Annotated in this window: 13 protein-coding genes; 12 read left to right on the plus strand and 1 reads right to left on the minus strand. The window is 57.9% G+C overall.

All coding sequences use genetic code 11. From position 1 onward, the window contains the following. Window positions 1–189: 189 nt before the first annotated feature. From tolQ to ftsH, 8 genes are all read left to right on the plus strand, one after another. A complete protein-coding gene (tolQ, locus tag DY251_RS09490) occupies window positions 190–906 on the plus strand; it encodes a protein TolQ (RefSeq protein WP_116623646.1) in 717 nt (238 codons plus the stop codon). 24 nt (window positions 907–930) lie between these two features. Next, complete coding sequence (locus DY251_RS09495; RefSeq protein ID WP_116623647.1) at window positions 931–1,383, plus strand: ExbD/TolR family protein; 453 nt, start codon at window positions 931–933, stop codon at window positions 1,381–1,383. A gap of 8 nt (window positions 1,384–1,391) precedes the next feature. Continuing rightward, window positions 1,392–2,534 carry an energy transducer TonB family protein gene (locus tag DY251_RS09500; protein WP_116623648.1) on the plus strand — a complete coding sequence of 381 codons (1,143 nt, stop codon included), beginning with the start codon at window positions 1,392–1,394 and terminating at the stop codon, window positions 2,532–2,534. Window positions 2,535–2,617: 83 nt separating this feature from the next. Next, a complete protein-coding gene (gene tolB / locus DY251_RS09505) occupies window positions 2,618–3,874 on the plus strand; it encodes a Tol-Pal system beta propeller repeat protein TolB (RefSeq protein WP_245415918.1) in 1,257 nt (418 codons plus the stop codon). A gap of 228 nt (window positions 3,875–4,102) precedes the next feature. Beyond that, on the plus strand, window positions 4,103–4,612 hold the full coding sequence (pal, locus tag DY251_RS09510; RefSeq protein WP_116623650.1) for a peptidoglycan-associated lipoprotein Pal: 510 nt from the start codon (window positions 4,103–4,105) through the stop codon (window positions 4,610–4,612). Window positions 4,613–4,834: 222 nt separating this feature from the next. Then, window positions 4,835–5,842, plus strand: a complete 1,008-nt coding sequence (gene ybgF / locus DY251_RS09515; RefSeq protein WP_342633556.1) for a tol-pal system protein YbgF — start codon at window positions 4,835–4,837, stop codon at window positions 5,840–5,842. After that, a complete protein-coding gene (gene tilS, locus DY251_RS09520; RefSeq protein WP_116623652.1) occupies window positions 5,836–7,110 on the plus strand; it encodes a tRNA lysidine(34) synthetase TilS in 1,275 nt (424 codons plus the stop codon). Before ybgF ends, tilS begins: the two co-directional genes overlap by 7 nt. Before the next feature lie 116 nt (window positions 7,111–7,226). Next, window positions 7,227–9,164: an ATP-dependent zinc metalloprotease FtsH gene (gene ftsH / locus DY251_RS09525; RefSeq protein ID WP_116623653.1), complete on the plus strand. Its 1,938-nt coding sequence runs from the start codon at window positions 7,227–7,229 to the stop codon at window positions 9,162–9,164. Window positions 9,165–9,210: 46 nt separating this feature from the next. Here ftsH and DY251_RS09530 read toward each other — a convergent pair whose 3' ends face one another. Continuing rightward, window positions 9,211–9,624, minus strand: a complete 414-nt coding sequence (locus DY251_RS09530; RefSeq protein ID WP_116623654.1) for a hypothetical protein — start codon at window positions 9,622–9,624, stop codon at window positions 9,211–9,213. A gap of 238 nt (window positions 9,625–9,862) precedes the next feature. On the opposite strand from DY251_RS09530, the gene glmM reads away from it, so the two are divergent. The 4 genes from glmM to DY251_RS09550 all read left to right on the plus strand — a co-directional run bounded on the left by glmM (window position 9,863) and on the right by DY251_RS09550 (window position 14,298). Then, window positions 9,863–11,215 carry a phosphoglucosamine mutase gene (gene glmM, locus DY251_RS09535; RefSeq protein WP_116623655.1) on the plus strand — a complete coding sequence of 451 codons (1,353 nt, stop codon included), beginning with the start codon at window positions 9,863–9,865 and terminating at the stop codon, window positions 11,213–11,215. Between the two features lie 170 nt (window positions 11,216–11,385). Next, window positions 11,386–12,186, plus strand: coding sequence for an outer membrane protein (locus DY251_RS09540; RefSeq protein WP_116623656.1), 801 nt, complete (start codon window positions 11,386–11,388; stop codon window positions 12,184–12,186). A 129-nt stretch (window positions 12,187–12,315) separates the two neighbouring features. After that, complete coding sequence (locus DY251_RS09545) at window positions 12,316–12,990, plus strand: outer membrane protein (protein WP_116623829.1); 675 nt, start codon at window positions 12,316–12,318, stop codon at window positions 12,988–12,990. A 129-nt stretch (window positions 12,991–13,119) separates the two neighbouring features. After that, window positions 13,120–14,298 (plus strand): phosphoserine transaminase, encoded by a 1,179-nt coding sequence (locus DY251_RS09550; protein WP_116623657.1) that lies wholly within the window; start codon window positions 13,120–13,122, stop codon window positions 14,296–14,298. The last annotated feature ends 49 nt before the right edge of the window (window positions 14,299–14,347 follow it).

Raw genomic sequence — 14,347 nt, forward strand, 5'->3', positions numbered from 1 at the left:
GTTAACCATAACGGTCCATTAAGGGAAAACCGAAAGGTTGCATGCAATCCGTATGCCTTCCTTTCACCAAATTTCGCCGTGAAAAGGCCGCGAAACACGCTTTCCGAAGCATGTCCGGTTGGTTGCGGCCAGACAGGGAAAGACGGCGCAGCGCCCATATTGCGGGGCTGTTTCTTTAGGGACACAAAGATGGAACAACTTCCTCTCGCGGCGACAGGCGCGGAATTGTCGGTCTGGAGCTTGTTCTGGCAGGCTGGATGGGTCGTCAAACTGGTGATGATCGGACTGCTGGGCGCGTCTGTCTGGACATGGGCAATCGTTTTCGACAAAATATTCGCCTATGCCCGCATGCGCTCGGCGCTTGATCGTTTTGAGCAAATTTTCTGGTCCGGGCAATCGCTCGAAGAGCTTTATCGCACTTTGGCTGATCGCACGACGACCGGCATGGGCGCGATTTTCGTTGCCGCCATGCGCGAATGGAAGAAGTCTTTTGAGAAGGGCGCAAAGTCGCCTATCGGGCTGCAGACGCGCATCGACAAGGCGATGGATCTTGCGTTGACGCGGGAGATGGAGCGGCTGGAAAGCCGTCTCGGCTTCCTTGCCACCATTGGTTCTGCGGCTCCCTTCATCGGCTTGTTCGGAACGGTGGTCGGTATCATGACATCATTCCAGGCTATTGCCGGTTCGAAATCGACCAACCTGGCTGTCGTTGCGCCCGGCATCGCGGAAGCGCTTCTTGCTACCGCGATTGGCCTGCTGGCGGCCATTCCGGCGGTTATTGCCTACAACAAGCTGTCATCGGATGTCGGCAAGCTCGGCGTGCGCATGGAAGGCTTTGCGGACGAGTTCTCTGCCATACTGTCGCGCCAAATCGATGAGAAAGTTGCTCCAAGGGCAGCCGCCTAACTGGAGCGGATTGGATAGACGATCATGGGTATGTCTGCAGGTGGGGCGGGTCGAGGTGGCCGGGGTCATAGACGCCGTGGCCGCCATCACGGCCTGATGTCGGAGATAAATGTTACGCCGCTGGTGGACGTAATGCTCGTGCTGCTCATCATTTTCATGGTGGCTGCGCCGCTGTTGACCTCGACGGTTCCTATCGACCTGCCGAAGGCTAACGCTGCAACGACTGCGGCTGAAACCAAGCCACTTGAAGTTTCGGTCAACCGGGAGGGCGAAATCTGGATCGGCGACGAATCCTATCCGCTCGGTGAAGTGGCTTCCAAACTCGCAGCAATCGCGAAGACCGGTTATGACGAGCGTATCCTTATCCGTGGCGATAAGACTGCCGATTATGGCACGATCATGGGCGTGATGGCTGAAATCAGTTCGGCCGGTTACAAGAATATCGGCCTCGTTGGCCTTCCGCAGCAGGGTTCCTGAAGCGGGTTATGAAAAGCAGTCTCACAAGTTCTGTTGTAATGCACGCCGTGCTTCTCGGCTTGGGACTTGTGTCATTGTCCTCGCCGCGCTCCATGGATGCGTCGGTTGAATCCGTCTCGGTGGATATCGTACCGGTGGAGGAACTAGCGCAGGTGCAGGTCGGCGACAAGAAAGCGCCTATGGCGGAAAGGCCTGCGCCTATGCCGACATCGCGACCAGACACTGTGCCGGATGCGCAGAAGATCGGCGACAATGAAGTCGATACTGAAAAGCCGCCAATTCCTGACGCGAAGCCGAAGCCGGTAGAATCAGCGCAGGCTCCAAAGCCTGAGCCCAAGCCGGAAGAGCCTGTCAAAAAGGAAGAAGTTCAGAAGACCGAGAAACCAAAGCCGGTTCCGGCCACTGAGGTTGCGCAGACAGAGCAGCCGAAGGAAGAGGTCAAGCCTGACCCGGTGAAGCAGCCTCAGCCGGACCCAAAGCCGGAAAAGCAGGCCGAGCCTAAGCCGGCCGAACAACCCGCAGAAAAGGTAGCGGAGGCGCAGCCGTTAACGACGGACTCCATCGCGGAAACAATTGCCGATTCAAAGCCTGTCGAGGAAGCCGTCAAGCTGCCTGACAACGCACCGGCACCCGAAGCGAAGCCAAGGCCAGCGGAGGCGCAGACTGCCAAGGCCCCCGATCGCAAGACATCTGAGAAGCCGGTGAAAGAGGCGGCGTCCAAGCCAAAGGCCGAAGATAGTGAATTCAGCGAAGATGAAGTCGCTGCGTTGCTGAGCAAGGAAAAAACGGCCGGAGGCGGTGCAAAGCGTTCCAGTCAGGAAGCATCGCTTGGCGGCAAGCAGAATCAGGGTGCCAAGCTTTCGCGCGGCGAGGAAGATGCGTTGCGTGAGCAGTTAAGCGGATGCTGGACTATTCCGGCAGGCGCCGAGGGCGGCGAAGGCCTGCGCGTAAAGGTGGCGTTCAACGTCGATTCCAGCGGCAAGCTCGACGGTCGCCCGCGCGTGGAAGAATCGAGCGGCAACCGCGCATTCGACAACAGCGCGGTGCGCGCCGTGCAAATCTGTGACCAGCAAGGGCTCCAATTGCCGGCCGGCAAAGCCGATGTTTGGTCCGAGATCGCCGTAAACTTCGATCCGACCGCGATGTTCTGATCGCGAATGATTCAAAGAGGCAGATAGGAATGAAGAAACTGCTCAAATCAATTCTGGTGTTGTCAGTGCTTGCTGCGGCACCCATGGCTATCGTCCAACCAGCACTGGCTCGCGTTGAGATCGATGTGAACAAGGGTGTGATCGAACCTTTGCCGATTGCTGTCACCGATTTCCTCGGTGAAGGCTTGGGTGCCGAGATTTCCTCGATTGTCGCAGCCGACCTGAAACGCTCGGGGCTGTTCGCGCCAATCGATAAAGCCGCGTTCGTGGAAAAGATTTCCAACCCGGATGCACAGCCGCGATTTGAGGACTGGAAGGTGATCAACGCGCAGGCGCTGGTTACCGGACGTGTTTCGACGGAAGCTGATGGGCGTATCCGCGCCGAGTTCCGGCTGTGGGATACGTTTGGCGCACAGCAACTGGTGGGTGAACAGTTCTTTGCACCGATGGCGAACAAGCGCCGTGTCGCGCACATCATCGCCGATGCGATCTACAAGGCGCTTACCGGCGAGGAAGGCTATTTCGATACGCGCGTGGTGTTCATCGATGAATCCGGTGCGAAGGATAAGCGCTTGAAGCGCCTTGCCATTATGGATCAGGATGGGGCGAATGTGCGCTATCTGTCGAAGGGTACGACAATTGCGCTGACGCCGCGCTTCTCGCCGACGCGTCAGGAAATTACCTACATGTCTTATGAGAGCGGTCAGCCGCAGGTCTATCTGTTGCAGATCGAGACCGGTCAGCGCGAACTCGTAGGCAATTTCCCTGGCATGACCTTCGCGCCGCGCTTCTCGCCGGATGGGCAGAAGGTCATCATGAGCTTGCTGCGCGATGACGGTAACTCGAACATTTTCGCGATGGATTTGCGCAGCCGGAATACAACGCGGCTGACGAACACCAATGCAATCGACACCTCGCCGTCTTATTCGCCGGACGGCGGACAGGTTGTGTTCACCTCGGACCGTGGCGGCCAACCGCAGATCTACAAAATGGGTGCGGACGGTTCCGGCCAGGCACGCATCTCGTTCGGCGGCGGCAGCTATTCGACGCCGGTCTGGTCGCCGCGCGGTGACTTGATCGCATTCACAAAGCAGGTGGGCGGCGAGTTCCAGATCGGTGTGATGAAGACGGATGGCTCGGGCGAACGCATCCTGTCGTCGGGTTTTGCGCAGGAGGGGCCGACATGGGCACCGAATGGCCGCGTGCTGATGTTCTTTGCTGAAGGCGCTGGCTCAGGTGGTCCCAAGCTGCGTACCATCGACTTGACCGGTCGCAACGATCAATCGATCGGAACGCCGAATTACGCGTCTGATCCTGCCTGGTCGCCGCTTCTGGATTGAGCCATTCGTCGCACACGGCGGCATTCTGAACGGCTTGCCGCCTTTTGGCCCCATTCGGTGCAGAAGGGTCCGAATCGAGGGAAAACCTATGGGGAATCAGCGATTCGGACGGAAGTTAGGGAAACATTAACCCTATTCGTTGAACGCGCATTAACCGCAACGTGGTTACTGGATGGTCAACCACTTCGTTACAGTTTTGCCAAACGTTACTTTGAAGGAGAGGCGGGTATGCGCCGCATCGCAGCTATAGCAAGAAACCCAGTCGCAGTGGCGCTGGTGGCCGGTCTGGCCATCGCGGGTTGCGCATCGAAAAAAACGCCGAACAGCGCGGGCGACCTCGGCCTTGGTGGCGGCGCTGGCGCAGCTACGCCAGGCTCGCCGCAAGACTTCACCGTGAATGTCGGCGACCGCATTTTCTTTGATACCGATTCGTCTTCGATTCGCGCAGACGCCCAGCAGACGCTGGCTCGTCAGGCTCAATGGTTAAATCGCTATGGCAACTACGCAATCACCGTTGAAGGCCATGCCGACGAACGCGGCACGCGCGAGTACAACCTCGCTCTTGGCGCACGCCGTGCAGCGGCAACGCGTGACTTCCTGATTTCGCAGGGCGTGGCAGGCAATCGCCTCAAGACGATATCCTACGGTAAAGAGCGTCCGGTCGCGGTATGCGACGACATCTCTTGCTGGTCGCAGAACCGCCGTGCGGTTACTGTTCCGCGCGGTGCGGGCAGCTAATTTCTACCGCGAAGGTCAGAGTTTGAAAGAGCGCCGGGCCTGTCCCGGCGCTTTTCGCTTGAGGCTGATTGTTGCCGACATGCAACAACGACGCGCATCTTGCCTGCTGCGCTGCACACATCAAATTTTGGCCGCTAAGATCGTTCTATTTTAGAGAAGGCCAATGCGCCGACAACAGATTGCGAGAGGCAAATGCAGTTGCGAAGTTTACTGAGTGGCGCCGTGGCAGCGTTGCTCTTTTGCGGGGCGGCACAAGCGGCCAGCCTTGGTGGAACGCCGCCCACGCCACAGGGCGGACTGCCGGGCGTGTTTTCGGCGCAGAAACAGGCTCCGGTTTTGATGGCGCAGAGCACCAATCAGGCGCTTGATGAACAACTGCGCCAGATGAACGGGCGCATTGAAGAACTCAACTTCCAGATCATGCAGCTTCAGGAGCAAATCCGAAAGATGCAGGAAGACAATGAGTTTCGCTTCCAGGAGTTGGAAGACAAAAAGACAGACGCTGGCGGCGCGAAAGCTCCGCGCAAACACACAATGGCAGACCCGGCTCCACAGCCGGGTGCGCCTTCTGAACCGCCAGCGACGAACACCACTGCGCCTGCTGACCGGCCTTCAATCGAAGAGCTTGCATCGGCACCGTCTGATGCGGCGACACCACCGGCGAATGGCGCCCAGAACGGCGAGCCCGAAAAATCGTTTGGCACGATTACGTTCGACCAGAGCGGCAATGTGGTCGGAGGCAGCGTGGGTGACACGACCGTTGGTACGCGCGATCCCAACGCCGCCCTTCCGCAAGAGGGGACTGACACGTCCGATGATACGGTCGTGGCCGCGTTACCGCCGTCGAACAATCCCGACGATCTCTATCGAAGCTCGTATGAATCAATTCTGGCGGGCCAGTACAAGACAGCCGAAGCAGGTTTTCGCCAGCATGTAGAGCGTTTCCCGGATGACGCGCGCGCTCCGGACGCACAGTTTTGGCTTGGCGAGTCGCTTCTTGGGCAGCAGAAATATCGCGAAGCCGCGGAAGTTTTCCTTGCAGCAAACAAGAAGTTTCCGAAGGCCAAAAAGGCACCTGACATGCTGTTCAAGCTCGGTGTTTCGCTGGTCGGCATCAATCAACGCGATGTCGGATGTGCAACGTTTACGGAAGTAAGCAAGCGCTATCCCAATGCTTCTCCCGCGCTGAAAAAGCGTATCGAGCGTGAGCAGGTCGAGGCCAAGTGCTGAACGGCGGCCCGCTAGCCTCGCTATTTAATTCCTATAATTTCGAGTCGGGTGCGCCCTATATCGTTGCGATTTCTGGCGGCAGCGATTCAACTGCGCTGCTCTTTCTGCTCAAGAGTTATTTCGACAGATTTCACCCCGATGCGCGCTTGATTGCTGCGACGGTCGATCATGGCTTGAGGGCCGAATCTGCGGACGAAGCCAAATCGGTAGCTGCGCTTTGCCGCGCACGTGGCATTGAACACAGAATTCTTGCGTGGACGGGCGACAAACCGGCGCGGGGGGTTCAGGCAGCAGCGCGTTTGGCGCGTCACCGCCTGCTCGCAGCACTCGCATTGCAGGAAAACGCCAAGGCCGTATTTACCGGCCACACGCGCGACGATCAGGCCGAGACAGTGCTTATGCGCGGTGCGCGCGGTGAGGGGCTTGGGAGCGCAGGCATTGCGCCGGCAACGCTTTACGCGGGGCGCGTTTGGTTTGTTCGCCCATTGCTCGGCACATCGAGGAAGCAACTGCGCGAAAAGCTGGAAATGCTCGGCATCGGCTGGTTCGATGATCCAAGCAATAGCGACATGCGATATGAACGTGCACGCTTGCGGGCTGCATTGCGGCAGTCAGCTGACGGTGACATGCAGGCTGATGCGGCTGTTGCAGAAGCGGCAGACGCTGGCGCACTGCGCATGGCGCGCTCGGTTTGGGCGGCGGGTCTGCTTCGACGGCACGCTCGTCGTGCCGTGCCCGGCTTGATCCGATTGGATCGGATTGCGCTCGATGCGCCAGACGAAACCTTGCTGCATGCCTTACGCGTTTTGGTCGCCGTTTCTGGCGGTGCAGAGCATTTGCCGGATCGTGAGCGCGCAATGGCGCTTCTGCAAGAATTGCGACGCGGCAACGGGAGAGCGACGCTGGCTCGTGCACTGGTCGATGCACGCAAGGATGCGATTTATTTCTTGCGCGAAGCGAGAGGATTGCCATCGAATGCGCCGGTTTCGGGTCAAATTTGGGACCGCCGCTTCGAGATAATCGAAGGCAAAAATCGCGGGCGCGTCGATTCGTCTCGCCATTCTGATGCGCCGGAAAGTCTTGTCCGTGCGGCGGAGATTACCAAGCCGATCTTGCCCGAAGATTGTGAGGCAAGGCCGCTTGTTGCCCCATGGAGCCTGTTTCTGCCAGTTTTCGACTTGGCGATTGCTGGCGAAAGCGCGCGATTGGTCAGTGCACAAGCATTTCCGGGCTTGCCTTTCCACGGTCATATTGAAAAGACAACTTAACTCTACTGAAGGGGGCGCTTGGCAACGCGCTCTCGCCTCCCTATGTTGAGGCAAATTGAACGAATGCCATTTTTGCCCCGAACGCGCATCGAGGGCTGCAGTGCGACAGGAATATGATGAACCCTAATTATCGTAATCTGGCCTTGTGGGCGATCATTGCGGTCCTGCTCATAGCGCTTTTCAACCTGTTCCAGGGTGGCCCGCAGCAGCGCGGCTCGACGCAGGATATTCCGTATTCTGAGTTCCTGTCGCAGATCGAGGCAGGGCGTGTGAAATCGGTAACGATCGCCGGAGAGCGCATCACCGGCAACTATTCCGACAATGCCACGGCATTTCAGACCTATTCGCCGGGTGATCCCGATCTGGTGAAGCGTTTGGAAGACAAGAACGTCACGATTAACGCGCGGCCTGAAACTGATGGTTCGGGCTCGCTGATAGGCGTATTGCTGTCCTGGCTTCCAATGATCCTCATTCTCGGCGTGTGGATTTTCTTCATGCGCCAGATGCAGTCTGGCTCCGGTCGGGCGATGGGCTTTGGCAAGTCCAAGGCTAAACTGCTGACCGAAGCGCATGGCCGCATAACGTTTCAGGATGTTGCTGGTGTCGATGAAGCGAAGGAAGATCTTGAAGAGATTGTAGAGTTTCTGCGCGACCCGCAGAAGTTCCAGCGCCTTGGCGGCAAGATTCCGCGCGGTGTGCTGCTGGTAGGCCCTCCCGGCACAGGTAAGACGCTTCTGGCGCGCTCGGTCGCGGGCGAAGCCAATGTGCCGTTCTTCACGATTTCCGGTTCGGACTTTGTTGAAATGTTCGTAGGCGTTGGCGCAAGCCGCGTGCGCGACATGTTCGATCAGGCCAAGAAGAATGCACCTTGCATCATCTTCATCGACGAAATCGACGCTGTTGGCCGCCATCGTGGTGCTGGCCTTGGCGGCGGCAATGACGAGCGCGAGCAGACGCTGAACCAGCTTCTGGTTGAGATGGATGGCTTTGAGGCGAATGAGGGGATCATTCTGATTGCGGCGACCAACCGCCCAGACGTTCTCGATCCGGCGCTGCTGCGTCCGGGCCGTTTTGATCGTCAGGTCGTGGTGCCGAATCCCGACATCAATGGCCGCGAGAAGATTCTGAAAGTGCATGTGCGCAACGTGCCGCTGGCACCCAATGTGGACCTGAAGGTTATTGCGCGCGGCACGCCGGGCTTCTCCGGTGCCGACCTTGCAAACCTCGTCAACGAAGCTGCGCTTATGGCCGCGCGTCGCAACAAGCGGCTCGTGACCATGCAGGAATTCGAGGACGCCAAGGACAAGGTCATGATGGGTGCCGAGCGGCGCTCGTCGGCAATGACGCAGGCCGAAAAGGAACTGACGGCGTATCACGAGGCTGGCCATGCGATTCTGGCGCTGAACGTTCCAGCCGCTGATCCGCTGCACAAGGCGACAATCATTCCGCGCGGACGTGCGCTCGGTATGGTCATGCAGTTGCCTGAGGGCGACCGCTATTCAATGAGCTACAAATACATGATCTCGCGCCTTGCGATCATGATGGGTGGCCGTGTCGCCGAAGAGTTCAAGTTCGGCAAGGAAAACATCACCTCGGGTGCTTCCTCCGACATCGAGCAGGCCACCAAGCTTGCGCGCGCAATGGTCACGCGCTGGGGCTTCTCGGACAAGCTGGGCCATGTCGCCTATGGCGAGAATCAGGAAGAGGTCTTCCTTGGTCATTCGGTCGCGCGTACGCAGAACGTTTCGGAAGAGACAGCGCAGATCATCGATGCAGAAGTCCGTCGCCTGATCGACGAGGCCTACTCGACTGCAAAGCGCGTTCTGACCAAGTTCAAGAAGGAATGGGTCGCGCTGGCCGAAGGGCTGCTCGAATATGAGACGCTGAGCGGCGAAGAGATCAAGCAGCTCATCGCTGGCAAGAAGCCTTCGCGTGATCTAGGCGATGATACGCCACCTTCGCGTGGCTCGGCGGTTCCCAAGGCTGGGGCATCCCGTGGGCGCAAGAAGGGCTCCGAGCCGGAAGGCGGAATGGAACCACAGCCCCAAGGCTGAACAGAGAAAACGCCGCGTTAGCGGCGTTTTTTCATTGGGCAGTGATTTAGGAATTGCCTTTCAGGCGAGCGCTGCATGCGCTGTAATAACCGCCGCCCTTCTGTATCCACTTCATGCCGTTGAGCGTTTTGGCGTCCCGGTTGGCTTTGTAGCTGTCCAGACAGGTTCTCATGCGTTGCTTTGCAGCAGTTTCCGATGCGAATTTGCTGTCCACCTTGTCAGGAAAGGTTACGCCTTCGGGAATCTGGATTGCGGCCGCAGGCTTCGACTTCTCGTCGTTCGATGCATCCGGGAGAATATTGCATTGAGAAACGCGAAAATCGCTCCATTTTGCGCCATTCAGAGTCCCGGCTTTCTTGGCTTCCGCAAATTTTGCAGAACACTCCTTCATCGTCATGGCGTGGGCGGGCAAGGCAAGGGTGAGGCAGCAGAGGAACGCTGCCGATCGCAACAGTGACATTATCAGACCTCCAAGATTGGAGATGCTTGATATTATAAATTTCTAAAATGATATATATCTGTTTATGATTTGCTGTTCGGCGCGTCGATTTTCGGCTTAGCCGAATTCGGTAGATGCCACGGAAAAAGGCCAACGCAACCTTTTCGAAATCACTGGTAATATAGGCTAACTAAACGTGATGCGCTCACAGTGGTGTTTTGTGGCATGAGCGCCAGCAGGTTTTTAGGGTCAAGAGTATATGGCGAAGCGCTATTTCGGCACTGACGGTATTCGTGGACGCGCAAATTCATTTCCAATGACGGCAGAAGTTGCCATGCGTGTCGGCATGGCGGCGGGCATGTCTTTTCAGCGTGGCGACCATCGCCATCGCGTTGTGGTGGGCAAGGATACGCGCCTTTCCGGCTATATGCTGGAAAACGCGATGGTGGCTGGCTTTTGTGCTGCCGGTATGGATGTGTTCCTGCTCGGCCCGATACCTACGCCTGCGGTTGCCATGCTGGCGCGCTCGCTGCGCGCGGATATGGGGGTTATGATCTCCGCCTCGCATAACCCATATGACGACAACGGTATCAAGCTGTTCGGACCAGATGGTTACAAGCTGTCGGACGAGCTGGAGCAGCGCATCGAAGCTATGCTCGATCAGGAAATCGACATCAATCTGGCTGGCCCGGATGGGCTTGGCCGCGCCAAGCGCGTTGATGGCGTACATGACCGCTACATTGAATTCGCCAAGCGGACCTTGCCGCGCGCAATGTCGCTGTCTGGTCTGCGTATCGTAATCGATTGCGCAAATGGCGCAGGCTACAAGGTGGCGCCGGCGGCGCTTTGGGAACTGGGCGCCGAGGTTATTGCCATCAACGTTGAGCCGAACGGTTTCAACATCAACAAGGAGTCCGGTTCGACGCATCCGGCGGGATTGCAGAAGAAGGTGCACGAGGTGCGCGCTGACATCGGCATCGCACTCGACGGCGATGCTGACCGCGTGACGATTGTCGATGAGACGGGCGCGATTGTAGACGGCGACCAGATCATGGCTCTCATTGCCGAGTCATGGAACGAAACGGGTCGTCTGGCTGGCGGCGGCGTTGTGGCCACTGTCATGTCCAACCTCGGTCTTGAGCGCTACATGAACGATCAGGGCCTGCAATTGCATCGCACCAAGGTTGGCGACCGCTATGTGGTTGAACATATGCGCGCGCATGGTTTCAATGTCGGTGGAGAACAGTCCGGCCATATCGTGCTGTCGGATTTCTCGACCACTGGCGATGGGCTTGTCTCGGCCTTGCAGGTTTTGGCTTGCGTCAAGCGCGCCGAGAAGCCGGTGAGCGAGCTTTGCCGCAAATTCGAGCCGGTACCTCAGTTTCTGAAGAACGTGCGCTTCTCCGGCGGCAAGCCGTTGGAAGACAAGAATGTGAAGCAGGCCATCGAAGACGGACGTTCACGCCTTGGGGTCGGCGGGCGTCTTGTTATCCGCCCATCCGGAACCGAACCGCTGATCCGTGTCATGGCCGAGGGCGATGATTCGGTGCTGGTCGAATCCGTCGTGGACGATATTGTCAGCGTGATTTCGGACCTCCGCACCGCCGCCTGAGGCTGAGCGTAAGGCAATAAACGAGAGCGCGGGAACATTTCCCGCGCTTTTTGTTTGTGTCGGTCATGGTTAACAAACAGGGTTAAGGGCAGCTTAACCTTTGCGATTCATTATCCATATCGGATGAGGTGGTGCCGGGCGGGTTCCGGCTTTCCGAGAGGTTTTGAATTATGCGTATTTTCCTGATCAGCGCCGCGATACTTTCTATGAGCACTGCCCTGCCTGCATTGGCGGCAGATATGGCAGCTTTGGAGCCCGCGCCCGCTCAGGTCGCGTATGAGCAGCCCAATACGGGCGGTTGGTATATTCGCGGCGATCTTGGAGGCCACTGGGCCAACTTCGGCGAGGCCGAGTACATCACCTACGGTGCTGGTGTTCCGTTGCCCGGTACGGACATTCTTGAGGGCGATCTGAATGGCGCATTCACGCTGGGTGCCGGTGTCGGCTATCAGATCAACAACCACTTCCGCACGGATGTGACGGCAGATTACTGGTTCAAGTCGGACTTCGAAGGCTCCAGCAGCAACGGCGCAACAACCGATACGTCTTCAATGTCTGCATGGCTGCTTCTGGCCAACGCTTACGTCGATCTCGGAACATGGGGTGGCTTCACTCCATATGTTGGCGGCGGTATCGGCGGCGCGCATATCAAGTGGGACGACCTGACCAACACCCCTCCCGGTGTTGAGCATCCCGGTTCTTCCAACTGGCGTTTCGCAGCCGCCGTCATGGCTGGCGCGTCCTATTGCTTGACCGACAAGCTCCAGCTCGATGCGGGCTATCGCTTCACGCATGTCGAGGGTGGACGGATGTTCGAACAGGTTGGCACGCAGCCGGGGCCGGGCTTCGACGATGGTCTCAATGTTCACGAGGTTCGTGGCGGCCTGCGCTATGCGCTGGGTGGAAGCGCGCCGAACTGCGCACCAGAGCCGGTCGCTTACGAACCCGCGGTCGAACCCGTTTACAAATAAGCGCAAGCTCAAGTCCTTCGAAGCGCCCGTACATGTGCCGGGCGCTTTTGCTTTCAAGGTTCTGTTATCCTTAACCAGAGCTTAACCCGCATGGTTAATAAGCTGTATCATCAAGTGGATGGGGTTGTGATGGTGCGGAATCTGGCAGTTGGAGCGGTGGCACTCCTCTATCTCTGCGCGCCGGGTTTCGCTGCCGATATGGACCCGGTGGAGGCGGAACAACTTCCCGAATATGTGCCTTCTGAGGCTGCAAAGGGTTGGTATTTGCGCGGCGATGCGACCTACGCCGCGAGCGACTCGGTTTACGATTTCACGTTGCTTGGCGAAGATACGAACAACAACCGCTTCGGTGGTGGGCTTGGCCTGGGCTACCGGTTCAATGATTGGATACGCGCGGATTTGACCGGCAACTTTGTTGCCTCCGACAGCTATGATTTTGATAATGGCGCTGTTTCAATTTCTGCCAACCACGAAATGTGGAGTGGGCTGCTGACCGGCTATGTCGATCTCGGCACGTTCGCGGGCATCACACCTTACTTGGGTGCGGGGGCAGGTGTTCTGTATTCGCGCGATGATTTCAGCACGAATCTTGCCGCGCTCGATTTGGATGAAAGTCAGACGAAATTTGCCTTCTCGCTAACTGCTGGTTTCGGTTATCGCATCACCGACAAGATGACTGCGGACATCGGCTACCAGTTTCTGGCGTCGCCCAACACGCAATATCTGAACACCGAAAAGCTCGCGATTGAAGACGGCGTAAAGCTTCATCAGATCAAGGTTGGGTTGCGCTTCGACCTCTATTGAGCAGATTTGTGGACATGTTCCAGTCGCGGCATTTCTTTTTCTCTTGACGACTCAAACCTGATCTCATATCCGCGTCCGTGGGCCACTTCTCCCCAACGAGAGGCTAACTATCTGGAAGGATAGACCACGATGACGACGCTTGCGTCCACGCCGGCAGTGCGCCCGGCAAACCCCAATTTCTCCTCAGGTCCATGTGCTAAACGTCCCGGCTGGTCGCTGGAGGCGCTTAAGGCTGCGCCGCTTGGCCGTTCCCACCGCGCGAAGATCGGCAAGACACGGCTTGAACAGGCTATCGAACTTACGCGCGAAATTTTGCAGGTGCCCGCCGATTATCGCATCGGCATCGTGCCGGCTTCGGACACCGGCGCTGTCGAAATGGCGCTGTGGTCGCTACTTGGTGAGCGCGGCGTTGACATGGTCGCGTGGGAAAGCTTTGGCTCCGGCTGGGTGACTGATGTCGTCAAGCAACTCACGCTTACCGACGTTCGCATCTTCGACGCGGCCTATGGAACGCTGCCAGATCTGTCCGCCGTAGATTTCGACCGGGACGTGGTGTTTACCTGGAATGGCACGACCTCCGGCGTGCGTGTACCGAACGGCGATTTCATCCCGGCGGCCCGCCAAGGGTTGACGATTTGCGACGCGACCTCGGCTGCATTTGCCCAACGTCTCGACTTCGCCAAACTCGATGTAGTTACCTTCTCATGGCAGAAGGTGCTCGGCGGGGAGGGCGCTCATGGCATGCTCATCCTGTCGCCACGCGCTGTGGAGCGGCTGCTTTCTTATAAGCCTGCGTGGCCGCTGCCGAAGATTTTTCGCCTCACCTCGGGCGGTAAGCTGATTGAAGGCATCTTCAAGGGCGAGACGATCAACACTCCATCCATGCTCTGCGTTGAGGATTATCTGGATGCGCTGAAATGGGCGAAATCCATCGGCGGCTTGAATGCGCTGATTGCACGAGCAGATGCAAATTTCGCTGTGCTGGATCGCTTTACGAAGCAGAATGGTTGGCTTGCAAATCTGGCGGTTGATCCCGCGACCCGTTCCAACACGTCGGTCTGCCTTTCCATCGTCGATCCTGACGTGACTGCGCTGGATGCGGATGGTCAGGCTGCGTTTGCGAAAGCAGTGGCTGCTGCGTTGGAAAAGGAAGGCGTCGCTTACGACATCGGCGCTTATCGCGACGCGCCTCCCGGCTTGCGCATCTGGTGTGGCGCCACGGTCGAGACTTCCGACCTCGAAGCACTGTTGCCTTGGCTCGAATGGGCTTTCGCAAACCAGAAATCAGCACTCAAGGCAGCCGCCTGATTTAACGACCTCCGTTCGCCTGTCGATGCCTTCTCCCGCGCGGGAGAAG

It is taken from the genome of Mesorhizobium denitrificans (assembly GCF_003403035.1).
Lineage (GTDB): Bacteria > Pseudomonadota > Alphaproteobacteria > Rhizobiales > Rhizobiaceae > Mesorhizobium_G > Mesorhizobium_G denitrificans.